The 23,082-nt window shown below is 36.5% G+C and carries 27 protein-coding genes and 2 pseudogenes; 28 read left to right on the top strand and 1 reads right to left on the bottom strand.

Annotated elements, in window-relative coordinates; all coding sequences use genetic code 11:
- The first annotated feature begins 369 nt into the window (after window positions 1-369).
- The 18 genes and pseudogenes from M948_RS44040 (at window position 370) to M948_RS43865 (ending at window position 13,311) form a co-directional block, all read left to right on the top strand.
- Window positions 370-789 (top strand): DUF4181 domain-containing protein, encoded by a 420-nt coding sequence (locus M948_RS44040; RefSeq protein ID WP_196806074.1) that lies wholly within the window; start codon window positions 370-372, stop codon window positions 787-789.
- Window positions 790-899: 110 nt separating this feature from the next.
- On the top strand, window positions 900-1,064 hold the full coding sequence (locus M948_RS43270; protein WP_021291491.1) for a hypothetical protein: 165 nt from the start codon (window positions 900-902) through the stop codon (window positions 1,062-1,064).
- Window positions 1,065-1,662: 598 nt separating this feature from the next.
- Entirely contained in the window at window positions 1,663-2,070 is a 408-nt protein-coding gene (locus tag M948_RS36570) for an NUDIX hydrolase (RefSeq protein ID WP_021291490.1), read from the top strand.
- An 85-nt stretch (window positions 2,071-2,155) separates the two neighbouring features.
- Window positions 2,156-2,359 carry a hypothetical protein gene (locus M948_RS43710; protein WP_074436658.1) on the top strand — a complete coding sequence of 68 codons (204 nt, stop codon included), beginning with the start codon at window positions 2,156-2,158 and terminating at the stop codon, window positions 2,357-2,359.
- A gap of 63 nt (window positions 2,360-2,422) precedes the next feature.
- The gene (locus M948_RS36565) at window positions 2,423-2,635 is read left to right on the top strand and encodes a hypothetical protein (RefSeq protein ID WP_021291489.1); all 213 of its coding nucleotides are present in this window, start codon (window positions 2,423-2,425) and stop codon (window positions 2,633-2,635) included.
- 511 nt (window positions 2,636-3,146) lie between these two features.
- Window positions 3,147-3,527, top strand: coding sequence for a VOC family protein (locus M948_RS36560; protein WP_021291488.1), 381 nt, complete (start codon window positions 3,147-3,149; stop codon window positions 3,525-3,527).
- 96 nt (window positions 3,528-3,623) lie between these two features.
- Window positions 3,624-3,911, top strand: a complete 288-nt coding sequence (locus M948_RS36555; RefSeq protein WP_021291487.1) for a TIGR04104 family putative zinc finger protein — start codon at window positions 3,624-3,626, stop codon at window positions 3,909-3,911.
- A gap of 520 nt (window positions 3,912-4,431) precedes the next feature.
- Window positions 4,432-4,731 (top strand): hypothetical protein, encoded by a 300-nt coding sequence (locus M948_RS36545; RefSeq protein WP_021291485.1) that lies wholly within the window; start codon window positions 4,432-4,434, stop codon window positions 4,729-4,731.
- A gap of 418 nt (window positions 4,732-5,149) precedes the next feature.
- Window positions 5,150-5,896: a metallophosphoesterase family protein gene (locus M948_RS36540; protein WP_021291484.1), complete on the top strand. Its 747-nt coding sequence runs from the start codon at window positions 5,150-5,152 to the stop codon at window positions 5,894-5,896.
- Window positions 5,829-6,272 (top strand): GNAT family N-acetyltransferase, encoded by a 444-nt coding sequence (locus tag M948_RS43705; RefSeq protein WP_231378688.1) that lies wholly within the window; start codon window positions 5,829-5,831, stop codon window positions 6,270-6,272. Before M948_RS36540 ends, M948_RS43705 begins: the two co-directional genes overlap by 68 nt.
- Before the next feature lie 638 nt (window positions 6,273-6,910).
- Complete coding sequence (locus M948_RS36530) at window positions 6,911-7,495, top strand: GNAT family N-acetyltransferase (RefSeq protein WP_021291483.1); 585 nt, start codon at window positions 6,911-6,913, stop codon at window positions 7,493-7,495.
- Between the two features lie 292 nt (window positions 7,496-7,787).
- Window positions 7,788-8,673, top strand: a pseudogene (locus M948_RS36525) (aminoglycoside 6-adenylyltransferase).
- Window positions 8,674-8,754: 81 nt separating this feature from the next.
- Window positions 8,755-9,036: a hypothetical protein gene (locus M948_RS36520; protein WP_021291481.1), complete on the top strand. Its 282-nt coding sequence runs from the start codon at window positions 8,755-8,757 to the stop codon at window positions 9,034-9,036.
- A gap of 651 nt (window positions 9,037-9,687) precedes the next feature.
- Window positions 9,688-10,881: an NAD(P)/FAD-dependent oxidoreductase gene (locus tag M948_RS36510; protein WP_021291479.1), complete on the top strand. Its 1,194-nt coding sequence runs from the start codon at window positions 9,688-9,690 to the stop codon at window positions 10,879-10,881.
- A gap of 58 nt (window positions 10,882-10,939) precedes the next feature.
- Window positions 10,940-11,797 carry an RNA polymerase sigma factor SigJ gene (sigJ, locus tag M948_RS36505; protein WP_021291478.1) on the top strand — a complete coding sequence of 286 codons (858 nt, stop codon included), beginning with the start codon at window positions 10,940-10,942 and terminating at the stop codon, window positions 11,795-11,797.
- Window positions 11,798-12,012: 215 nt separating this feature from the next.
- Window positions 12,013-12,306, top strand: a pseudogene (locus M948_RS44035) (GNAT family N-acetyltransferase); the annotation flags it as partial.
- Window positions 12,307-12,448: 142 nt separating this feature from the next.
- Window positions 12,449-13,039, top strand: coding sequence for a DUF2268 domain-containing putative Zn-dependent protease (locus tag M948_RS43870; RefSeq protein ID WP_031335577.1), 591 nt, complete (start codon window positions 12,449-12,451; stop codon window positions 13,037-13,039).
- A complete protein-coding gene (locus M948_RS43865) occupies window positions 12,982-13,311 on the top strand; it encodes a DUF2268 domain-containing putative Zn-dependent protease (protein ID WP_155974814.1) in 330 nt (109 codons plus the stop codon). Before M948_RS43870 ends, M948_RS43865 begins: the two co-directional genes overlap by 58 nt.
- A 43-nt stretch (window positions 13,312-13,354) precedes the next feature.
- Here M948_RS43865 and M948_RS36500 read toward each other — a convergent pair whose 3' ends face one another.
- A complete protein-coding gene (locus tag M948_RS36500) occupies window positions 13,355-14,119 on the bottom strand; it encodes a MerR family transcriptional regulator (RefSeq protein WP_021291477.1) in 765 nt (254 codons plus the stop codon).
- Window positions 14,120-14,553: 434 nt separating this feature from the next.
- On the opposite strand from M948_RS36500, the gene copZ (M948_RS36495) reads away from it, so the two are divergent.
- From copZ (M948_RS36495) to M948_RS0122030, 10 genes are all read left to right on the top strand, one after another.
- On the top strand, window positions 14,554-14,760 hold the full coding sequence (gene copZ / locus M948_RS36495) for a copper chaperone CopZ (protein ID WP_021291476.1): 207 nt from the start codon (window positions 14,554-14,556) through the stop codon (window positions 14,758-14,760).
- Between the two features lie 128 nt (window positions 14,761-14,888).
- Window positions 14,889-15,167, top strand: coding sequence for a glutaredoxin family protein (locus M948_RS36490; protein WP_021291475.1), 279 nt, complete (start codon window positions 14,889-14,891; stop codon window positions 15,165-15,167).
- A 92-nt stretch (window positions 15,168-15,259) separates the two neighbouring features.
- Entirely contained in the window at window positions 15,260-15,877 is a 618-nt protein-coding gene (locus M948_RS36485) for a nitrite and sulphite reductase 4Fe-4S domain protein (protein WP_021291474.1), read from the top strand.
- A 121-nt stretch (window positions 15,878-15,998) separates the two neighbouring features.
- Window positions 15,999-17,354, top strand: coding sequence for an MFS transporter (locus M948_RS36480; RefSeq protein ID WP_021291473.1), 1,356 nt, complete (start codon window positions 15,999-16,001; stop codon window positions 17,352-17,354).
- A gap of 267 nt (window positions 17,355-17,621) precedes the next feature.
- Window positions 17,622-17,924 (top strand): metal-sensing transcriptional repressor, encoded by a 303-nt coding sequence (locus tag M948_RS36475; RefSeq protein WP_021291472.1) that lies wholly within the window; start codon window positions 17,622-17,624, stop codon window positions 17,922-17,924.
- A gap of 15 nt (window positions 17,925-17,939) precedes the next feature.
- A complete protein-coding gene (locus M948_RS36470; protein WP_369759891.1) occupies window positions 17,940-20,327 on the top strand; it encodes a heavy metal translocating P-type ATPase in 2,388 nt (795 codons plus the stop codon).
- A 30-nt stretch (window positions 20,328-20,357) separates the two neighbouring features.
- Window positions 20,358-20,564 (top strand): copper chaperone CopZ, encoded by a 207-nt coding sequence (gene copZ, locus M948_RS36465; protein ID WP_021291470.1) that lies wholly within the window; start codon window positions 20,358-20,360, stop codon window positions 20,562-20,564.
- A gap of 407 nt (window positions 20,565-20,971) precedes the next feature.
- Window positions 20,972-21,661, top strand: a complete 690-nt coding sequence (locus tag M948_RS36455) for a DUF3231 family protein (protein ID WP_306465037.1) — start codon at window positions 20,972-20,974, stop codon at window positions 21,659-21,661.
- Window positions 21,579-21,983 (top strand): DUF3231 family protein, encoded by a 405-nt coding sequence (locus M948_RS44030; protein ID WP_021291468.1) that lies wholly within the window; start codon window positions 21,579-21,581, stop codon window positions 21,981-21,983. Before M948_RS36455 ends, M948_RS44030 begins: the two co-directional genes overlap by 83 nt.
- Window positions 21,984-22,050: 67 nt before the next feature.
- Window positions 22,051-23,061, top strand: coding sequence for a DUF3231 family protein (locus tag M948_RS0122030; RefSeq protein ID WP_031335572.1), 1,011 nt, complete (start codon window positions 22,051-22,053; stop codon window positions 23,059-23,061).
- Window positions 23,062-23,082: the final 21 nt, after the last annotated feature.

Raw genomic sequence — 23,082 nt, 5'->3', positions numbered from 1 at the left:
ATAAAATAGAGAGGGAACAGAATAAATTGGTCGTCCATTTTAGAGAGTTCTCGACCATAGGATAAGGTTACTCATTTCTATATGAAATAGGTTAAGTAAGAAGTGAAATATCTAAAGAGATTTGGGATTTATTGGAAGTGATGATGATCTAGTATAATGGGCTTGTACATGAAGGTTTATTTTCTGTTTGAATGAATACGAGACTTAATTTTAGGAACTGATTCAAAATATCTTTTGAAGAATTTCTTGTCTCCTCTATTGAATTCGTCTTCGACTTAGCGTTTCCCTTTTTAAGGTACATTTCATTAATTCAACTGTAAAGGGGAGGTTTAATGAGCAATTACTTGCTGGGTCTTTATCCTTGTAGGGTTGGTTGGTACTCTTAGCTTAGACATACTCATCAGGAAAAAACATAACATTGTTTTTGGTATCCGTCTATATAAACCGGTTAATAATACCCATAAATGGATAGAAAATACTTTGTTGATTGTTTTTATCTTTAGTGTTCTTATAGCAGCTTTGTCTCTTTCCTATATAGCAATTTATGTATTATTGTTTTGTTTTCTAACAATCCTGATGAGTATTCGTACTGTGATGGAATATAAAAAAGGTATAGAGGAAGAAAAAGAATATATAATTAGCTTTGTTTGGGCTATAGGTTATAGTGTAATCTTTATTGGTTCAGCTTTTTTATGTTTTAGTTGCAGCTTTTGGTACTCCCTTTTAGCATCCTATGTTAAAAAGCTATTTGATTGTTCAAGACTCGGGACAGATCGTGGAATAACTTAAAAATTGGTCAATAATATGATGAAAAATCAAATTAAAACAGAACAATCGACGTATATCTGGAATAACCTTCGTCAGAAATAGAGTGATGCTTTTTATAGGAGGTATTAGCAATGAATTTAAAGAGGTTTTTGCCAGCTATTCTAGTAGGATATCTAATTACGATGTTGCTATTATATTTTATTTTTCATTATTTTTCTTGGGGATTTGTTTTGGGTTCTATACTCGGTTTAATCTTATTCGCGCTTATAATAACGTTATCTAAGAAAGCGAACTAAATAAAGTCGCAATTGGGCATTTTTTCTGGCAAAAGAAACATCCTTCTTCAGTTGGCCTAGGTTATGAAAGAAGAGGATAATATTAGCAAGCGAATACATCATCAGTAGCATCTTACTTTTACTAGGATTTATTGGAATATTTCTAGTCTTTTTTACTATTCAGGCTATTTATCTTTTAAGCGAAACGTTACTATTAAACTAAATAGCATTTTAAAGAATAAAGTTTAATGAAGGAGATTCTAAATGGGGTTTTTTATGGCAATTGCACTTGTTGTAATAGCTGGAGGAATCGAGTATTTGTAATTGAAAGACTTAAATATAAATATAACCAAGGTACCCTAGGTAAGAAAAAATTAAAAAGCATTCAATATTTATTAGATAGTTTAATACCTTTAGGAATGTTCTGCGGTTGTAGCATAAGCATAATTTCAGGCATATTTGTCCCTGTATTTTTACTAATCACAGTTAGTTTAGGAACTGGATTAGGTTATTTATTTAGATATTTTGCTTATGAGATGTTTAGTAAACAAGAAATAATCATTGATAAATAACTACTTTTCTATATCGAGTGTTAAAATTTAAGAACGGGGGATCAAAGATGTCATCGCCGAAACATATTATATCAGCAGCAGTTATTGTATTAAATGACCATAAAGAAATACTATTAATTAAAGGACCTAAAAGAGGATGGGAAATACCTGGTGGACAAGTTGAAGTAGGTGAATCCTTAAAGAATGCGGCAGTTAGGGAAACAAAGGAGGAATGCGGTTTAGATATTGAGGTTACACAGTTTTGTGGTGTATTTCAAAATGTCACTGCTTCTATATGTAATACATTATTTTTAGGTAAACCAATAGGAGGAGAATTAACTGCGACTTCAGAAGCATTGGAAGTCAACTTCTTCCCTATCGAGAAAGCATTGGAAATAGTAACTTGGAAAAATTTCAAGCAGAGAATTCAATATAGTTTAAATGAGAAAAGCCACCCTTTTTACGTTGAATTTTAAAATAATTTGTTTTTAGATAAAGGCTAATTTATAAAATTATTTTAAAAGTGGGGTATGTATGTGACTAATCAGAGGAGATGGTTTATTGATTAATCTGTTGGAGAATATATTTCAACTATCGGCGATACTACTACTCCTATGTTCTTTCTATTATTATAGACATTTTAAGAAAATAAAGCGAGAAAGAAAGCTAACTTTCATTGAATTATCTATTTATATCCTAACTCAAGCTGCAATCTTTCTCTGCTCAGCAAGTTATTTGCTTCTTTTTTTAGATAGAAATTATTGAAAAATGTATTTCTTAAGAAGCGGACAGACTGCTAAATAAATTTGAATATCTAGGGGGATGTATTTGAGTGGGAAAAAGGTAACTTCTTTGATATTTATTCTTGGCATTTTATTAGGAATGTTTATTATTCCGTCCATTTTATCCTTCTTTGGAATCCCTACGTTTGGTTATCTGTTAGCGAGTGTATTCGGAAAAGATAACCCTTTGGTACTGACCATTTTATTATTAACCATCTGCTTGGTAATCTTTAGTGTTTATAAAAGACCAAGAATGTAGGTTAGGATTAGAATGAATTTGTGAGCGATTTATTCCCTGTTTTTAGATATATACAAACAGGTTTAAAACGCGATTAGATGATTTTATCAAAGTTAAGAGGTTGCAAATTTGCATAAGGTAAAAGCAAAGAATGTATAGGGGATTCTATCACTATCAACAGTGGTAGTGAGTGTTTTTTTCTTCTTAATAATAAGAGGTCCTAATGCAAACTTGATTCTAGTTATCTATGTATTAAGCAGGACTTTCAGTATTTGGGATTATTTTTGCTGTAATATCTAAAAAATGGTAGTTTGTGATAACAGGAATCGTACTGAATAGCGCAATTTTAGCAGTGGCTTATTTTCTTTTGCTTGCGGTAGGTATTAGTGAACCATAAAATATTCAAGTATTCTGGTATTATGCTGACTAATTATTACAATACGAAGAGTCAGGGAAGAAAAGATGACCAGCTAAACGTCGACTATGTATCTGCGCCTTTCTTGAATAAGAGCGGAAAAGGAGGAAGTTTAAAATGAAAAAAGCATTACCAGTTAAGAACCAAATGAATGGGGTGTTTGTTCACGTAACTAATCTGAAGATCTCAACAAAATGGTACACGGAATTGTTAGGGTTAGATGTTGATTTAGATAAAGTCGTTTCACCAGTCTATAATATACCTTTAGTCGGGACAACTTCTCTAACTCTAGATGACCATACGTTTGATCCTGAATTCAAACATAGTATAAGCCCAAGCCCAATTTTTAATTTATATGCTCCAAATATTGAGGAAGCGTATAAATATATTAAAGACAAAGGCATTGAAATTGTGAGAGAAATAGAGCGTGTAGGCGATACAGCCTGGTTTAATATAAAAGATCCAGACGGAAATGTCGTTATGATTTGTAATTGCTAAATATTCCTTTCTAAAAAAGCCCAATTGTTATTAAGCAAACGTGCGGAAGAAATCAGTCATTTCCTTTGTGAAGATTAATATAAAGGGGGATTAAAAATGCCAATTTGTCAAAATTGCGGTGAAAAATGGTCTTGGAAACAAACCATTAGAACTACCTTTAGATTAAAATGTCCATATTGTGGTAAAAAACAATACGAATCCGCTTCATCCAGAACAAGAGCTGGCGTGTTCGTGCTTATTCCTATAGTGTTTTTACCTATAAACGCTTGGTTAGAAATTTCTGTAAGCGCATCATTAATTATTGCCATTTTTATTTCATTTTTAGTATTAGGTTTGTATCCATTTGTTTTAAGTTTGTCTAATGAAGAAGAGCCTTATTGGTAAAAGGATGTTGTTAGAGTTAATTTAAATTAATGGACGAATCGCAAATAGGTAACACCCTAAGAAGGGTGCAATTTAAATCAAACAATCATGCGATTCATAAATTAAATCAATTTTCTAACTTTAGATGTAATCCATGAATATTTAAGGGGGAGTTTGTTTGATATTCTTTGCAGAAATATTGCTGGTAGTCGCTTTAGCAATATTAGTTTTTAGCTCCTTTATGTATTTAAGAGATTTGACAAATAAGAAGAAGCATAGGAATCTTTCATCTTTTGAGTCTGTCATGTACATAATCATTGGGGTTGCAATTCTTACACTTGCTGTTAGTTTGCTGGCTTTAACATTTGTTGGGTAATCGTTGTGTCTGGCGGGTACATTTCTGGAAGAAAGGATATGCTTTCAGTATTGTTGAAACGAATCAGATTGCTAAAAGGAGGTTATTTTGCAATAGGGGATTCTGGAATAACTAATTGTGGGGAATCATAAAATTTTAATGCTGTTCTTAAGAGAGGAGAACAAAATGAAGTTTTATGTTGCATCAAGTTTCAAAAATATAGATAAAGTACGTTACGTTAGTGAACAGTTGAAAAATAAGGGTTATATCCATACATATGATTGGACTAAAAATAAAAGAGCTTCGACATTTAAAGAATTAAAACAAATTGGTCAAAAAGAAAAGAATGCTGTGATTGAATCTGATTTTATAGTGATTCTATTACCAGCAGGAAAAAGTAGCCATATTGAGTTAGGGATAGCCCTAGGACTAAATAAGAAAGTTATTCTCTATTCACCAAATGATCAAAGGAATGACTTTGCATAGTCAAGCACTTTTTATCATTTATCAGAAGTTTTAAAGTTTACTGGGACCTTAGATGAGTTGGTGAATTTTCTAACTGTAAAAGAAAAAGATTAAGACTATTGGATTTAGAGAAAAACTAAAAAGAAGGAAAGATGAAGACTCTTGTTAAAGCTAATATTGAAGATTTGGATGAAGGTAATTTTAAAATCATATACTTTAAATCAAAGTCGTAGTTATTCCTGAATAGAGGCATATTGTTGCTTGAAATATAGCCAAAGAGATAATTTCATTTGCTTATTCAAGGGTAGAGCTAGATTGGTGAAAGAGGATTCCAGCGGCCTCATTGAGAATTTTAACAAAGGCGTATCTTTTTATTTGAAATATTCGTTTACATAAGTAAAGCGAAAAAAAACGAAAACATTAGATTGGAGGACTTAGTATGAAAATTGCTGCACTTTATGATATTCATGGGAACTTACCAGCGTTGAGTGCGGTACTAAAGGAACTTAAAGAAATTAAACCAGATTCAATTGTCGTTGGAGGGGATATAGTTTCTGGACCTATGCCTAGGCGGTCTTTAGAACGGGTTTTATCATTGGCTGATACGGTTAATTTTATTCGTGGAAATGGAGACAGGGAAGTGGTGATGGCTTTTGATGGTAAACCACCCCCCTCTGCTATGTCGGAAAAGGGACGTGAAAACCAACAATGGGTAGCTAGTCAGTTAACCCGGTCTCAAAGGGATTTTCTATCAGAATTACCAACAACGATAACGCTTCCCGTTGGTGGATTAGGCGACGTTTTATTTTGTCATGCTACGCCGAGTAGTGATGAAGAAATATTTACGCCGCCTACCTCGCAGGAACGGATCACCAATATTTTCTCAGATGTCCAGCAAAAGATTGTCGTTTGTGGTCATACTCACATGCAATTTGAGAGACAAGCAGGTGATATACGTATTTTAAATGCTGGTAGTGTAGGGATGCCATTCGCTGATGAACCAGGAGCATACTGGCTTCTACTTAGTCCAATGGGAGTTGAATTTCGTCGGACGACATACGATTTTGAAATGGCTGCAAAATGGATCAAAAGAAGCGGAGACCCACAGGGGAAGGAGTTTGCTGAAAAGAACGTGCTTGAAGTTCCAACAGCTGCTGAGGCTGCAAGATTATTGGAGAAAGCATAATATACATTTATTTCAATATAAGGGCGCAGTTGCTGAAGAAAAGTCTAATCTTTGGAGGGGAAATATAAATGTAGCTCCACTAATTAAAGGAAATGAAGTGTTTTTACGGCAACCAATAGAGAAAGATGTTGAGGATTTTTTTAATGTTGAGGTAAGCAAAGAACTTGTCAAAATGTACGGTGGAGATACAAAAAATATATCCCCAAAGACTATGGAACTAGCGAAAAATTTCATAGATGCCATAAAATCAAATAAGCTGGAATGGTGTGTAGAATTTGAAGGACGATTAGTTGGACAAGCAAGGCTATCAATTAATAAAGCTGATAATCGTGACGTTATGCTGTGGGTTTATTTGACCCCTCCGTCTGGAATTTAGGATTAGGAACAGAGATTACACAATTAGTATTACAGTATGCTTTTTAAGAACTTCACCTACATCGAGTCGATTTGCGGGTGCTTCAATATAATAAACATGCAATAAAGTGCTACGAAAAGTGTGGTTTTATTCAAGAAGGTGTAGAAAGAGAAGGAGCTTTAATTGAGGTAAGTATGAAACAGATGTATTTATGAGTATCTTAGACAGAGAATACCAATTTATAGAAGATACATTTATAGAAATGAGTTAACGGTAAGTTAGTTCGACAGGATAGAGTAGCAATCATTATCATTTTTGACTTTCTACAATCGTGCCCGTAGAATATATTTTAGCTTCATGAAGTAAATGAGCAAAATGGAAATTGCAAGTTAGAAAATGTGTTATTCGGACATTCCTTCCCTTTTTTAAGAATTATTTGTATAATTAAATTTGTTGGATATTAGGTGAGGGAGGGGATTCAAATGAAAAACTATAAAATTATAACAAAAATCCATACGATGGTTTATGCCCCCTCATTAAGAAGTTAATAATATTGAAAATTTAAAATTATTTTTTAAAAAGACCTTCGTATTAACGGAGGTCTTTATTTATTCCAAGAGTATCTAACAAAAAATAACAATTTAAGGAGAGAAGTAATTATGAAGATTAGGAAATACAGTGTAGATGATGAATTGGGATGGGTTCGATGTAGAGTGCTTTCTTTTTTGGATACAGCATATTATGATAACGTTTTCAGTGAAAAGGAAAAGTATGAAAATCCATCAATTGAATTAGTGGCGGTGATTGATAACGAAATTGTTGGTTTAATAGATATTGAATATGAGACAAAAGAAGGGGCGGTCTGTTCAAGAGGAAATGGAATAGGTGGAATGATATGGCATGTAGCAGTCCATCCAGATTTCCGCAGGAGAGGAATAGGTAAAAAACTACTCCTAAAGGCTGAGGAAATGTCCAAGGATATTGGCCTGAATCGTCTTGAAGCATGGACAAGAGATTACTGGGTAAATAGTTGGTATGAGGCTAATCAGTTTGAAAAAGTAGAATCGTATCTGCATGTATATTTGGATCAAAAAGAAGAATTAAAGTCAGTTCTAAAAAGTGAGGTTCCAAAATTGTATCCAGTCCAAGCATTCGCACATTATCTTGGTGAAGATAGAGAGTGTGTGAAGAGTAAATTTAAGCGAGTTCACGAGTGTATTTGTTTTGTGAAAAAACTAATTTAGTTTATTCCTCAATCGGGGAGAAATTGTGGAACAAGGATTGAGGCCCGATATTGAAAAAAGCGCTATTTGTTGAATAACGAATTGTGGCCATTGGCACTACCTAGGAGGAATCGGTGTCTATATATAGAATAATGTAAATAAGGAGTATTCCTAATTAGAAAGGAAGAATAGCATGAAAAAGAGATTCGATAAATTATAAACTCAATGTGAAAGGTTAGGTTTACATCATTCAAGGGCCCTCCAGCATGAATCAACTATCTATTAAAATTATTAATTTTCGGAGGGATATAATATGAGAAATGAACAAGAAATGATGAACTTAATCTTAAACACAGCGAAGGATAATGAGCGAATTAGGGCCGTATATATGAACGGTTCCCGAACCAATTCTAATGTGCCAAAAGATATTTTTCAGGACTATGTTATCGTTTATGTGGTAACAGAAACAGCATCTTTTATACAAGATAAGAGTTGGGTTCATGCTTTTGGAGAGATACTCATGATGCAAGAACCTGACAAGAATGATGTCAACAGGGAGATGAATGTCGATTTCACTAAGTCTTATGGTTTTTTAATGCTCTTTATAGATGGAAACCGAATAAATCTTACTCTTGAAACAAAAGAAATGACGTTAGATAGGTATGGAGAAGATATGCTTACTCTTCCAATAGTGGATAAAGACAATCTTTTACCTTCAATCCCTAGTACTACCGATTTAGATTACCATGTCGACAAGCCAACTAAAGAGGAATATGATCATTTTACGAATGATTTCTGGTGGTGTTCACAAAACGTTGCGAAAAGCATTTGACGTGATGAACTCCCATATGCAAAACAAATGTATGAAAATACTATGAGAGCTTCTTTAGTTAAAATGGTTTCTTGGTGGATTGGCATACAGCAAGATTTTGAAATTACTACAGGAAATTTAGGGAAATATTTTAAAGAATACCTTCCAGAATCTTTTGGAAGTTGTACAAAGAAACTATTCTAATTCTGATTATACAAATATGTGGGAATCAATCTTTGTTACTTGTGAATTGTTTAGAATTCTATCTCAAGATGTTGCTGAACATTTTAATTTCACATATCCAATTAAAGATGATAGAAACATGACTAAATACCTTAAACATGTTAGAAAATTACCTTCAAATGCAAATGAAATATATATTAAGTAAATGAATGCACCCTGCAATGTATGTGGGGTGCTTAATCTTTCAGCAATAGGGCCATTTAATTGAGAAAGAGGAGGGATAAGAATGGATAAAAAAAAGCAAACAAGACCATTTACTATCACAGGTTTTGTGTTGCTCGCCTTTGCTTTTTTGTTCAGGTGGAAATTCATATATAGCGAACCTGTTGTTGATCGGTTGCTTGGCTTGATTGGTGTAACTGCGTGGTCTAATGGTGGTAATAGTGGTTTTCATATTAGAATTATTTCTCTTATACTATTATTCGTAGGTCTGTTTTTTCTGGTCAAACGATACAGCGGTAAAATGATTTTTCGTTTTCTTTCTTGCAATGATACTCATACCCACTAACTTGTTTGCAACCGTGTAGCAATCAAACTTTGCAAATGGTATTTATGCGTTAGAATTCCAACAGGACGGAAGCAATTGTGAATATGATACAAATGATTCAGATATTGTTGAAGGCAATTGTAAAATCTCCATTGTGTAGTAGCGATCCTGTTTCTTTTCGTGTTTCAATAGACCAAAAATATGATCACAGTAGTTTCAATGTAATGGACATAATTAATCTGAAAGACCACCAATTAAAACTTGATGCTAATGAACATAGGACAATTGACATTAATTTTAAACATCGGCTTCAATCGTTAAAACATCAAAGTGTAGGCGGCCAACTTTATATATTTAATCTCATAATCGCTGATGATGATAATAAAAGGCGGTTGTAGACTTCCCCGTCGGGGTTTTTATGCAGCATGGCTGTAGCGTGCACTTTAACAATAGCAACTAATATCAGAAAAGACTATTCAAGAAAAGGGCGCGAAAAATTGAATAACTCATGCAGTAAATGATCGATAAGCTTTATTTTAAAGCAACACAGATTATGGATAAAAAGGACAACCCCAGACTAGTGTGCCAACAGACATTATGTTTATGACATCTGTCACAAATCAGTGCCTTATATCGTTATAAGTGTAAAACGTAAAAAGGAGCTGGGGAACGATGAAGGATTTGACATGTATTATTATCGGAGGCGGTTATGCGGGGCTTGCCGCGCTTAAGGCAATAAAGAAAAAATTCCGGGGCATGGAGAAAAAAGGACGGCGGATTCGATTTGTTTTGATCGACAAGCAGCCCGGTCACTTGCGCAAATTAAGGTTGTTCCGTCCGACCACGGCCGAGGAAGAGATTATGATCCCCTGGAAGCAATTGCTTCTAGAAGGATTCGAATTCGTGCAAGGTACGGTTACGTCCGTGAATAGTAGGGGAAAAAGAATTCGATATACGAATGCAATAGGAAATGAAGCCCGAATTTGTTATGACCTTTTAGTCGTAGCAGTGGGTAGCACCGTTCGGCGATTGAATGCCGAGCAGGGCGGCATCGCCTTGATCGAACCGCAAGCAGCAGAAGACATCCGGGAACACTGGCGTACCAATCTGCGGAAGGCTGTTGACGAAAGGGACCCTGAGGAACGAAAAAGACTGATGACAATAACGGTCGCGGGGGCGGGCATCAGTGGCATCGAGACATCCGCCGAGCTGGCACTCGCTATGCGGAAGGAAGCAGCGACGCTAAGGCTGAATTCGGCTGATATCTCCGTCTATTTGCTGAATGCACAGGAACGACTCCCCCCAGAAGGGGCGGAGAAAGTTGGACGAAAGTTGGATCAAAAGCTCAGCCAATGTGGAGTGACAGTGCTTCACAATCGTAAGGCAATGCGGGAGGAAACAGGAATCGTGATGTTGAACAATGGCGATTACCTGGCGGCTGGCCTATGTATATGGACGATTGGTCTGATGCCGAATCCGGTCCTTCAAGGTATGGGCTTGCCGCTTACTACTGAAGGCCAGGTACTGGTGGATGAATGTTACCGTGTCCAGGGAATGCCGGACGTATACAGCATTGGTGACTGTGCGAGAATCATCGATCCAAGAACGGACAAAGCGGATCAGATGACGTGTCTTGAAGCTGGAATGCAAGGGATTCGACTGGGGAAAATCGTGATGGCCGATTTGGAAGACCGTCCCGCGCCAATTCACAAATCGGTCAAATCAAATATGGACTACTTCAATATTGGCTTGGGGCAAAACGGGTTTTTTTGGATACGCAAATGGGGACTTGATATGACCATGACAGGTAAGGTTCCGGGGAAAATTAAGAACCTGGTAGAGGATTACGCCAGCATGCTACGATAGAAACAAAGAGACAAGCTTGCAATACTTTCTAACAGCCAGGAAAAGGAGAGACAGGCGAATGGAAGAACTGTACGATCAATATAGAGCACTGCTTTTCACGCTGGCTTATCAGTTTACAGGCTCTGCTACTGACGCGGAAGATGCGGTACAGGACGTGTTTTTAAAGGCGTATGACATACATCTCGAACGTTTGGAAGAGCCAAAGGCATACTTGTGCAAAATGGTAACCAATCGCTGTCTCGATCTGCAGAAATCGGCGCGGAAGAGGAGGGAAGTGTACATCGGTCCGTGGCTCCCCGAACCGATTCGGACACCCAAAGCGGATACTCTCCAAACGGTCTTACGCCACGATATGCTGTCTTACGCTATCCTTGTACTGCTGGAGCGGCTGACGCCAACAGAACGGGCGGTTTTCATCTTGCGTGAGGCACTGGGTTTCAATTATCCCGAAATCGCCGATCTGCTTGACAAGAGAGAGACGAATTGCCGTAAGCTGATGAGCCGTGCGAGAAGCAAGGTGGGAATATCCGAGGAGGAGCGAGTCACGGCCAAAACGGCCGATTTGAAATGGGTTAGCCGATTCATCACATCCCTTGAGCAAGGGAACGTTGATCATGTGATGTCTTTGCTGAGCGAGGATGTCACGCTCGTCTCCGACGGAGGCGGAAAAACAATCGCGTTTAAGCGTCCGATACAAACGCGCGATTATGTTTCCCGCATCCTGGCCAGCGCGTTCGACAGCATAAAGCCCTATTATCATGAGCTTCACTTCGAGGTCGCCCCTTTAAATGGTGAGACTGGTATAATACTTCGTTCGGTGGACGAAATTGTTGCCGCAATATTTCTACAACTCCATCGCGGAAAACTTGCCAAGATCTATATTGTACGAAACCCAGATAAGCTTACCCGGGTTTAGGTACAGTGATAGATCATAAGAGTTAATAATTTATCATAAATGACATGACAGGTATAACGGATTAATTTTTTGAATGTGAAATAGGTGACAGTGTTAATATTATGTGACACGCAATTTACAAGCTGTCGGTTATGCCGTTAACGGGTGCTGTTCTGGAATAAAAGCAGCGTCCCAATCACCATTGTTGGGCCAGGTTCACCTGAAAAAGATGCGTTAACAAGTTTTCACAAGCAAAATTAGGTGCAGCAGTTCAAATGTTTATTGGAAGCATTGATGAAATGACTGTAAGTACTGGTTTATTAATAGAAACCAAAGATAGTTCGGTATTTATGATGTGATGACAAAGGAAACGTTTAGAGATAAAGGCTTTGGCAGCGAAATGTTTCAATTTCTTTTAAATACCAGAGGATCAAACAAAAACCAGTTGTATTACAGGCTTCAGTGATGGGAAGAAAACCTATAAGACATTTGAGTTTATAGATGTTGGAGAAATGATTGTATTTGAATAATGCTCCTTCTGTTATAGAGCCAGTTTGTGGAATAATATTTCTCCTCTAATTACAATTGACATTGACGTAACGTCATAGCTTATAATCGAAATTGTTCTAAGTGATATCACGTTTTCAATTGAATAATAAGGAGATAATTTGAATGGAAATAATTATACAAGATACATTAAATCTTTATAAAGACATGCTTAAGTTACCAGAAGGCGAGAGAAGTGAATTTTTTAGCGAAGAGTTAATTAAACCTTTTAATAGGATGTTTGAAATCATGCATATGCCTAAGATGCCTGAAGCCATGGGATGTATTGAGATTTCTGGACGCGATTCCAAGATGATAGAAATGTTAGATAAGCTCGAAAAGACTGATGCATGGAATAATGCAAAAAGGACGATTGAAGCTGCAGCATCTCGCTTTGAAAATGCCGGCATTCCCTTACCGGAAAAAGTTGTTGTAGGAATCTTTTTAGGAGACCCAGAACACTTAGCAATGTTTGAAGGATACACGGGTATGGGATCTATACCTGGATATATATTAATAATGATAGATCCGAACGAAAAGAATCTTCCAAAGCTGAATGCATGTATTGCCCACGAGTTTCATCACAATGTGCTTTTCCATAATACAAATTGGAATTTTATGACTGACATAACAGTTGGAAGATACCTGCTATTGAAGGCTTGGCTGAAAGCTTTGCAGCTAGTATGTTTGGAGAAGAGCATATTGGCCCCTGGGTAACAGGTGTACAAGGAGCGGATTTGGAAACCGCGAGAAGAATAATTTCAAAATCACTTGATGTCAGAGGGTTTATGGAAGTTCGTAAATATATATTCGGGGAGCACCCAATGATGCCAGAGACTCAAGACTTCGGAATGCCTTTCTGTGGAGGCTATGCTGTAGGATATCATGCAGTACAGGCATATCTGAGAAAGCCTGGTATTTCAATAGAAAAGGCTACGATTACTGATGGCGATGAAATCATAAAGGCATCTGGCTATTTTGAAAATTAAATTAATGTAATAAAGCATGCTGATTGTGCAGCATGCTTTATTACTACCTAATAGTTTTGCAATAATACATAATTGCTCGATAAACGAATCCACTCAAATCTTCATCACTAAATTGGTTGATATAGTTTTTCCATCTCTTATCAGATTTATAGGTATTAGCAATACATTTTAAAATTTCTGTATCACAAGTCATATTTTGTTCCATGTAATTTTTCCATTCTACTATTAGTTTCTGTATATCCTTAGAAGAAGGAAGTTTATGTATTTGTTCTGCTAATTTTTTAAATACTTTTTCCATATTGTTTGCAAATTCATCATATAAATTTTCTTTTTCCTTATCAGATAGTTTTTCTATATTCTTCTCATACTCTTTATATTTCTCTGTTTCACCAAATACCATTTTGGCTTCACGGCTATATTGTTCTGATAGTGGCAAAATTGGTGAGTTATTAAAGATATTCAAATTAAATATATCTTTTCCTGATACATAATCCTCTAAGTCACTAATAATTGCACCTAAACGTTGTTGTTTTTCGATCAGTGTTTGATCATGTATTTTTAAAATTTGTAGTTGTTCTTGTTTCGATAGCTGCATAATATCTGATATTTCTTTTAAAGAAATATCCATTTCTTTAAAAAATAAAATAGTTCGAAGGCTTTCCAAATCTTCACGGCTATATGCTCGATAACCATTATTAGACAAGCGAATTGGTTTTAATAAATCTATTTTATCATAGTAATGTAGTGTTCTAGCAGTGACACCTGTTATCCGTACAATATCTTTAACAGTAAAAATATGCTTTTTCATTTCGAAAACCCTCTAATTAATTTTAAAATTATGTGTATTTATATATTTCACTCATTTTGTAATATATATTATACGCTTTAACCTTACGTCACTGCAACAGGGTTCGGACTTTTGTTTATTTTATAAGTTCGCCTAAAAGGTAAAGGAAAGTTCTTATTAAAGTAAAAAGTAGCTTTAATAATATTTTAGTATCGGGCGCTTTAACGGAGTAACGAAAAAGGCGTATATATATGTTATAAATTGGGCTTTTTAATTTGGGAATTTCCTTAACGTTGTAAATCCGCATTTTCCTGACGCTACCCCGTAAATTAGATGAACTAGGAATGGTAGTCGTACCAAAAGAACTTCGAGATAACGAAATAAATTTTACACTTGACAATACCTAACTGGGGTATGGTAAGGTAAAAAAGAATTAAAAATAGGAGGTAATTTAAATGACAAATAAAACACTTAACGTACAAGGCATGTCTTGCGGACATTGCGTGAACTCTATTGAGGAGAGTGTAGGAGAACTGAACGGTGTTGAAACGCTAAAGGTTCATTTGCAAGATGGAAAAGTCGATGTAATCTTTGATCCAGATAAAGTGAATTTGAAAGATATTATAGAGGTTATTGAAGAACAGGGATACGATGTTGCCTAAGTAGGATGATCGTGCTTACGCAGAGCGATCCCCTTTTAACAAAATTTTGTACCTTTATGGTCAATAGCAATTGACCTGGGGCTATTTTTAACGCGCATTTTTATAAACTAAAGGGAGGTAAGGGTAGAGTGAAAAACTTTCACCTTGAAGTCTACACCAGGCCCACTTGCTCTGATTGCCAAGACTTGAAGAAATTCTTGCAAGTTCATCATATTCCTCATAAAGAATATGATTTAGCAAAACAACCATTAAAAGAGAAGGATCTTATAAAGATAACAGGAAATAGAATCGTTCCGGGGCTCGTATTTTCTAAGCCGTCCCTTTTGGGTTTGAGGAGAAAACCGAAGAGCATGATAGGGTTTGAGAGAAATAAGGATGAAATTAAGCAGTTATTAAATGTAAGATAGCTGACATTTAATAACTAGGTATGTTGGGGAGGTTTTTTTATTAAATTATACCCTTCCTATGTAAGGTAATTTTAATGAAAAGAGGGAGAAATATGAATACCGATGTCAAAAAAACGAAAATCGCGGTAAATGGTGGAATAGGGTTCGGGGCAAAACTAAATCCCAAGCAACTTGTGACAATCTCAAAATATATGAGTGAAGATGATGAACTTGAGTTAACTACTTTTCAACAACTCTATATAGAAATTCCGGAGAATAGAAAAGAGGAAACCATAGAAGAATTTGAAAGTGTTGGGTTGGCATGTTATCCAGTTGGAAACTTTGTAAAAAGCTTGAGAACCTGCAATTTCTGTAAAGGAGAAGAACGGGAAGGGATGCCAGTAGCAAAAGAATTAAATAAACGCTTTGCTGGAAAACCTGTACCCTTTACCCTAAAGATCGCCTATACAGGTTGCCCAATAGGTTGCGGAGAACCTATGCTAAGCGATATAGGTGTTATGAAATTTAAGGATCATTACAATTTATATGTTGGTGGAAAAGCAAAAGGAAAAGACGCTGCGGTTGGTTTCTTGCTGAGGGAGAATCTAACACCAGAGGAATTGTATGATATCGTAGATAAGATTATTTCTGCCTATTCACATCTGGGTAAAAAAAGGGAATCATTCTTTAAATTTTGGAAAAGGATAGGTAAGGATCAATTGATAAGTTAATATAAAATGCTTTATCCGTTGTGGATTAATAATAGGTAAGGACTTATAATTCACCTTTTCACAAACAATTATTTTAATATTAAAACAAAGATTAAACTGTAACACTGGAGGTAATATCATTATGTCTACACATTCACAGACACTTTCGCAACCTGACCCTAAAAGATGGAAGGCACTGTTTTTATTATGTTTTGCAAACTTTCTCGTAATAATGGATGCGTCTATTATTCAAATCGCATTACCGTCAATTCAAGAATCACTCGGATATACCCAAGAAAGTTTACAATGGGTGATGAGCGCTTTCCTTCTTATATTTGGAGGTTTCCTGTTATTAGGGGGTAAATTAGCCGATTTATATGGTAATCGCCGTATTTTTAACTTAGGTGTTTTTATTTTGGCTGTTTCGTCCTTGTTTGCAGGTTTAGCCTGGAATGAGATAAGTTTAAATATATTCCGTGGGATTCAAGGATTGGGTTCAGCATTAATTGCACCTTCAGCTTTGTCTATGGTAATGCGACTCTTCAATTTCAGCACTCCCGAAAAAGAAAAAGCACTTGCTTTTTGGGGCTTATCCGGTGCAGCAGGTGGTGCATTCGGAATTGTTTTTGGCGGACTCATAACCGGATTCTTCGGATGGCGCTGGACATTGTTCATCTATGTACCATTAAGTATTCTTGTTTTGATTCTTAGCCCTAAACTATTACAAAAATCCGGGCAAAGACTTAAAGGACGTATTGATTATGTTGGTGCTGCTTTAGCCACAGCATCTTTGATGTTAATTGTTTACGGCATTGTATCAGCGGAACACAGTGGCTGGACATCAAGTAATGTTGTGATTTCTCTTATTGTCGGAGTTGTTCTATTTCTGATTTTTCTTATCGTAGAATCCAAAATGAAAGAAGCGCTATTACCACTCAATATATTTAAAACACCTAACTTAGGTATCGGTAATGTCGGTGTCTTTTTAACACAGGCAGCATGGTTCCCATTAATATATATGTTGATCCTTTATCTGCAACAAGTGTTACAATACTCTCCGACAGCCGGCGCAATGGCAGTATTGCCTGTACCTTTGTTTATGGCTTTCTTCATAATTGTCGTGGCAGAAAAAGTATTGGCCAAATTGGGTATAAAAATGACTATGGTTGTTGGTTTCGTGATTCTCGGCTTAGGTAATATTTTATTTTCGCAATTTGCAACAGTAGATGGTACTTACGTCATAAGTGTATTATTCCCTTCATTTGTAGCAGCACTCGGTAATGCACTTGCTTATTTAGCGTCTACGACAGCGTCTGTATCGGAAGTAGAGCCGAAAAAATCAGGACTTGCTTCCGGTTTATACAATACCAATTTCCAAATTGGTTCCGCAATTGGTCTAGCTATACTGGTGGCTATTGCTGGAGTAGCAACTGCTTCCAGTACAGCCGGGTCTCAGTTAGTTGCTTTGAATGAAGGTTTTCAGCAGGCATTTTTCTAGGCGGTATCATAGCCTTTTTAGGTGCTGTATTAGCACTTCTGTTTACCCGTTCACCAAAGCAGGAAGAATCTAATAGGTAAAAATAGGGTAAGTCCCAGAGTTATATAGCCGGGACTTGACCTTGAAATAAAAGTGGTAAATTAAGCCTGTACTTTCAATCTAATATTAAAGAATTTTCTAGGTTATTTTACAAAATATGAAGCTTTTGTTGACAAATATACCATATGGGGGTATAGTATAAGTATAAACAAAAAGGAAGTGATTGAGTTGGATAAATTCTTACGTAATCAACCAAGTAAACCAAGAACACGAGATGAAAAGGAGAAAACCATTAACCGTTTAAAGCGAATTGAAGGTCAAGTTCGTGGAATACAGAAAATGGTGGAAGAGGATCGATATTGTGTAGATATTTTAGTACAAATTAGCGCCATTCAATCCGCATTAAAAAATGTAGGTTTCTCTGTCACGGAACGACATATCAATCATTGTGTCAGTGATGCGATCAGAGAAGGTGAAGGTACAGAAACGATTGAGGAATTAATGAGTGTATTGAAGCAGTTTTCCAAGTAATTAAGGGAGGGAACGATGATGAGCGAAACAAATCATGCAACACTTGGTATAACAGGAATGACCTGTGCTGCTTGTTCCAATCGCGTTGAAAAAGTTTTAAATAAAATGGATGGAGTAGAAGCCCAAGTCAATTTAACAACAGAAAAGGCGACCGTCGATTACGATTCAGAGAAGGCTTCTATTGAAGAGATTACAAAGAAAATAGAAAATACTGGTTACGATGTACTAACGGAAAAAGCCGAATTTGATGTTTTTGGGATGACTTGTGCAGCTTGTTCTAACCGTATTGAGAAAGTTTTGAATAAACAGGATGGTGTTAAGCTTGCAACTGTAAACTTAACGACGGAAAGTGCAACGGTTGAGTATAACGCTGGATTAGTCGATCAAAAGGCTTTGATTGAGAAAATCCGAAATGTTGGCTATGATGCAAAACCTAAAGCTGAAGCATCAGAAAAGCAAACACACAAAGAAAAGGAACTAAAACATCAGAAGACGAAGTTAATCATTTCAGCTGTGTTAGCTTTACCGTTATTAGTAACAATGTTGGTTCATTTATTTAATATGACGATACCAGATATATTCATGAATTCGTGGTTCCAATTTGCTTTAGCAACACCCGTTCAATTTATCATCGGATGGCAATTTTATGTTGGCGCCTATAAGAACCTTCGTAATGGTGGAGCGAACATGGATGTACTTGTTGCATTAGGTACGAGTGCTGCCTATTTCTATAGTTTATACGAAGCATTTAAGACTATCGGTAATCCTGAATATATGCCGCATTTATACTTTGAAACGAGTGCTGTATTAATTACGTTGATTTTATTTGGTAAATATTTGGAGGCAAGAGCCAAAAGCCAGACAACGAATGCACTATCCTCTTTGCTAAATTTACAGGCAAAAGAAGCTCGCGTAATAAGAGATGGAGAGGAAATCATGACGCCAGTTGAGGAGGTTGTCGCCGGTGATCGGTTAGTTGTAAAACCAGGCGAAAAAATACCGGTAGACGGTATGGTTATAAAGGGGAAAACTTCTGTTGATGAATCGATGATTACGGGGGAATCCATTCCAATTGAAAAGGACGTGGACGCAGCTGTTATCGGATCAACGATAAACAAAAATGGCTCGATTGAAATGGAAGCGACAAAAGTAGGGAAAGATACCGCCCTTGCATCGATTATCAAAGTCGTGGAGGAAGCTCAAGGGTCAAAGGCGCCAATTCAACGGTTAGCTGATGTTATTTCAGGTTATTTCGTTCCAATTGTAGTAGGTATTGCCATCCTAACATTTATCGTTTGGATTTCATTTGTCCAGCCTGGTCAATTTGAGCCTGCCTTAGTTGCGGGAATTGCTGTACTTGTTATTGCTTGTCCATGTGCGTTAGGGCTTGCAACACCAACTTCTATTATGGTAGGTACAGGAAAGGCTGCTGAAAGTGGAATTTTGTTTAAAGGTGGAGAACACTTAGAAAAAACACATCAGTTAGAGGCAATCGTTCTTGATAAAACTGGAACGATTACAAAGGGAAAACCTGAAGTAACAAACTTTACAGGTGATGAGGAAACATTACAGTTGCTTGCGAGTGCGGAAAAAGGTTCAGAACATCCACTTGCTGAAGCCATTGTTGCTTATGCAACAGAGCATGATGTTGATTTTGTGGAAGTAAAGGAATTTGATGCTATACCTGGTCATGGTATTGAAGTTAAAATTTCTGGAAAACACGTTCTTGTTGGAAATCGAAAATTAATGCAAGATCATCATGTCGACGTTGGTGGTGCGGAACAAGAATTGATTGATTACGAAGTTGAAGGAAAAACAGCGATGTTAATTGCCATTGATGGAAACTATCGTGGAATTGTCGCGGTTGCTGACACCATTAAAGAAACCGCACCACAAGCAATTAAAGAATTGCAGGTACAAGGCTTAGAAGTGATCATGTTAACAGGGGACAACGAACGAACAGCGCAGGCTATTGCAAAACAAGCAGGAATCGACCATGTAATTGCGCAAGTATTACCTGAAGAAAAGGCAGATAAAATCAAAGAAATTCAGTCACTAGATAAAAAAGTGGCAATGGTAGGTGACGGTGTGAACGATGCACCTGCATTGGTTACTGCAGATATAGGAATCGCCATTGGGACCGGTACAGAAGTGGCAATTGAAGCTGCTGACATTACAATTCTAGGTGGTGAGCTATTACTCATACCGAAAGCAATTAAAATCAGCCATTCAACGATTAGAAATATTCGTCAAAACCTCTTCTGGGCATTCGGCTACAATACAGCAGGGATTCCAGTTGCAGCTATTGGGCTACTTGCACCGTGGATTGCAGGTGCGGCAATGGCATTAAGTTCGGTAAGTGTTGTTTCGAACTCCCTTCGCTTAAAACGAGTGAAACTATAAATAGACAAATTTAAAGGAGGTGAAAAAGTCATGGAGAAAACGTTAAATGTGCAAGGCATGACATGCGGTAATTGCAAAATGTCAGTTGAAGGCGCATTAAAAAAACTAGATGGCGTATCAGCAGCTGAAGTTAATTTAGATACTGGTAATGTAGAAGTTGCTTTTGATGAATCAAAAGTACATGTTGATGCCATGAAAGAAGCTATTGAAGAACAAGGTTATCATGTAAGTGCCTAAATATAAAATAGGAAAGCTGGTTTTCTGTTTGGAAACCAGCTTTTATAAAATAAGATGGGAAAAATATAGCCATGTGTTTCCCCCCATTAATAATACCTCCAGCATTAGCCAAAGCCAACCTTGATTCCACAAACTTTGAGTCAGACGAGACATTTAAAATTTTGATTAATAAAAAGGAAGAACAGATCGAGACAGTTGACAATATGGATTTTGACAATGCAACAAACGGGCCAGATTGTTTAATAAAAATTAACTAAAGCTCTTTATAAACTTAGAGAAAGGTAACTCTAAAATACTGTTTTTTGATGCTAGCTTCATTAGAAAAAATAAGATGTAAAATGAATATTCTATTCAATAATTCCAAATAATATTGGAGAGTAAAACGCTGTAATGGAGGATGGGAAATAATGGAAAACGAAAAGAACATAAGACTAACCTCTGCAGAGCTATCCCAACTTTGGGCTTCATACCAAAATGACACCGGCTCCATATGCGTGTTAAAGCATTTTTTGAAGAACGTTGAAGATGCTGATGTTCGTCCAATTTTAGAACATGCTTTGGAGTTATCTCAAACTCATATCCAAAAACTAACGGCCATTTTCACTAAAGAAAATTACCCATTGCCAAAAGGATTTTCAGAAGATCAAGACTTAAACGTGAATGCTCCACGCTTGTTTACCGATAATTATATGCTGCAGTTTATGAATCAGATGGCGCAAATATCTCTAAATGCTTACGGTGTGTCAAAGTCTTTAGCCGTACGTTCAGATATTGACCAATATTTTGGGCAATGTCTGACAGAATCGAATGAAATGGATACAATGGTAAAAAAAGTTCTTTTGCAGAAGGGACTTTATGTACGCTCCCCGTATATCCCTTACCCTCAAAAAGTAGACCTTGTTAAGAAGCAAAGTTTTCTTACAGGTTGGTTTGGCGAGAGAAGGCCACTATTATCACTGGAGATGACCAATCTTTATGCTAATTTCCAGCGTAATGCTTTAGGGGGTCGCTACTTTGATTGGTTTCAGTCAAGTAGCGAATTCACAAAAAGTAGTACAATTCTTTATTCGTGGAAAAGGAATCGCTTCCAAGCATAATGAAGTATTTGGATCAATATTACGAGAAGATGACCTACCAGTTCCAATGACTTCAGATACTTATGTGACAGAATCCACAGTTTCCCCATTTTCTGATAGAATGATGATGTTTATCATTACTGGTTTAATCGCATTGGGGATTGGATATTATGGAACAAGTATATCGACTAGCATAAGGCGTGATTTAACAGCACACTATGATCGATTGATACATGAAATCCTTAAATATTCAGAAGATGGTGCGAACATTCTTATTGATAACGGTTGGATGGAAGAACCTCCACGTGCAAGTGATCGTGACGAATTAGCTAAGAAAAAATGAATGGAAGAGTTAAGATACATTTATTGCATATAAACCACTTTACGCAAATTAATTGGGGGTTTTAAAGTTGGAAACTAATTATTACTATCAAGAAGAATTAACAGTAGCAGAGGTTTCAACCCTTTGGACATCCTATCAAAATGACACCATGTTAATTTGTGGATTGCGTCATTTTTTAGCAAATGTTACCGATGAAGAAATCCGTTCCATACTAGAACAATTTTTAGCAATATCGGAGGAACATCAAAAGAAAATTACTGATATATTTAATGCTGAAAACTATCCAATTCCTCAAGGTTTTACAGAACAAGATGTTAATTCGGAAGCACCAAGACTTTTTTCCGATCGCATATATCTTGATTTAATGTTAAATGTAACTAATTTTAGTATGGCTATTTACGGATTAGCCTCATCTCAAGTTGAACGAGATGATATTATTCAGTTTTATATAGAAGCTGTAGACGAAACACAGAGAATGTACAAAATAACAAAAGATACAGCCAAAGCAAAGGGCCTTTATATCCGTTATCCGCAAATTCCAAAGGCGAAGCAAATCGACTTTGTAACGAATGATAGCTTTTTGGCAGGATGGCTGGGTGAACGCAGGCCATTACTGGGTGTGGAGATTACAGCACTTGTATTAAACACCAGGCGTAATGCACTTGGCCAGGCACTTGTTGCTGGATTCGCTCAAGTAGCACAGTCAAAAGAGGTTAAAAAGTATTTTGAAAAAGGACGTGATATTGCCGCAAAACATCTAGAAATTTTCTCATCCATCTTAAACGAAGAATTTATCTCTGATGGATCCCGTATCTTGACATCCGAAGTAACTAACTCAACAACTGCACCTTTTTCGGATAAATTAATGATGTTTCTAGTTACAACACTTATTGCTTCAGGTATGGGCCAATATGGGTCCTTCATGTCTATTAGTCCAAGACATGATTTAGGTGTTCATTACGGGCGACTAATTGCTGAAATTTCTAAGTATGCCAATCAAGGAGCAAATATTATGATTAATAATGCTTGGATGGAACAACCACCAATTGCAGCTGATAGAAAAAACCTGACGAAATAAGGCCACGTTATGTCAGGTCGT

The sequence above is a fragment of the Virgibacillus sp. CM-4 genome, from assembly GCF_000445495.1.
In the GTDB taxonomy this organism is placed as follows: domain Bacteria; phylum Bacillota; class Bacilli; order Bacillales; family Amphibacillaceae; genus Virgibacillus; species Virgibacillus salexigens.
Note: the sequence above shows the minus strand (reverse complement) of the source record. Positions and strands in the feature narration are given on the sequence as shown.

What these genes read in the sequence shown, in the direction of transcription:
- M948_RS43270 (WP_021291491.1), top strand. Translation starts at nt 900, where the DNA reads ATGAATTTAAAGAGGTTTTTGCCAGCTATTCTAGTAGGATATCTAATT.
- M948_RS36570 (WP_021291490.1), top strand. Translation starts at nt 1,663, where the DNA reads ATGTCATCGCCGAAACATATTATATCAGCAGCAGTTATTGTATTAAAT.
- M948_RS36560 (WP_021291488.1), top strand. Translation starts at nt 3,147, where the DNA reads ATGAAAAAAGCATTACCAGTTAAGAACCAAATGAATGGGGTGTTTGTT.
- M948_RS36555 (WP_021291487.1), top strand. Translation starts at nt 3,624, where the DNA reads ATGCCAATTTGTCAAAATTGCGGTGAAAAATGGTCTTGGAAACAAACC.
- M948_RS36545 (WP_021291485.1), top strand. Translation starts at nt 4,432, where the DNA reads ATGAAGTTTTATGTTGCATCAAGTTTCAAAAATATAGATAAAGTACGT.
- M948_RS36540 (WP_021291484.1), top strand. Translation starts at nt 5,150, where the DNA reads ATGAAAATTGCTGCACTTTATGATATTCATGGGAACTTACCAGCGTTG.
- M948_RS36530 (WP_021291483.1), top strand. Translation starts at nt 6,911, where the DNA reads ATGAAGATTAGGAAATACAGTGTAGATGATGAATTGGGATGGGTTCGA.
- M948_RS36520 (WP_021291481.1), top strand. Translation starts at nt 8,755, where the DNA reads ATGGATAAAAAAAAGCAAACAAGACCATTTACTATCACAGGTTTTGTG.
- M948_RS36510 (WP_021291479.1), top strand. Translation starts at nt 9,688, where the DNA reads ATGAAGGATTTGACATGTATTATTATCGGAGGCGGTTATGCGGGGCTT.
- sigJ (WP_021291478.1), top strand. Translation starts at nt 10,940, where the DNA reads ATGGAAGAACTGTACGATCAATATAGAGCACTGCTTTTCACGCTGGCT.
- M948_RS43870 (WP_031335577.1), top strand. Translation starts at nt 12,449, where the DNA reads ATGGAAATAATTATACAAGATACATTAAATCTTTATAAAGACATGCTT.
- M948_RS36500 (WP_021291477.1), bottom strand. Translation starts at nt 14,119, where the DNA reads ATGAAAAAGCATATTTTTACTGTTAAAGATATTGTACGGATAACAGGT.
- copZ (WP_021291476.1), top strand. Translation starts at nt 14,554, where the DNA reads ATGACAAATAAAACACTTAACGTACAAGGCATGTCTTGCGGACATTGC.
- M948_RS36485 (WP_021291474.1), top strand. Translation starts at nt 15,260, where the DNA reads ATGAATACCGATGTCAAAAAAACGAAAATCGCGGTAAATGGTGGAATA.
- M948_RS36480 (WP_021291473.1), top strand. Translation starts at nt 15,999, where the DNA reads ATGTCTACACATTCACAGACACTTTCGCAACCTGACCCTAAAAGATGG.
- M948_RS36470 (WP_369759891.1), top strand. Translation starts at nt 17,940, where the DNA reads ATGATGAGCGAAACAAATCATGCAACACTTGGTATAACAGGAATGACC.
- copZ (WP_021291470.1), top strand. Translation starts at nt 20,358, where the DNA reads ATGGAGAAAACGTTAAATGTGCAAGGCATGACATGCGGTAATTGCAAA.
- M948_RS36455 (WP_306465037.1), top strand. Translation starts at nt 20,972, where the DNA reads ATGGAAAACGAAAAGAACATAAGACTAACCTCTGCAGAGCTATCCCAA.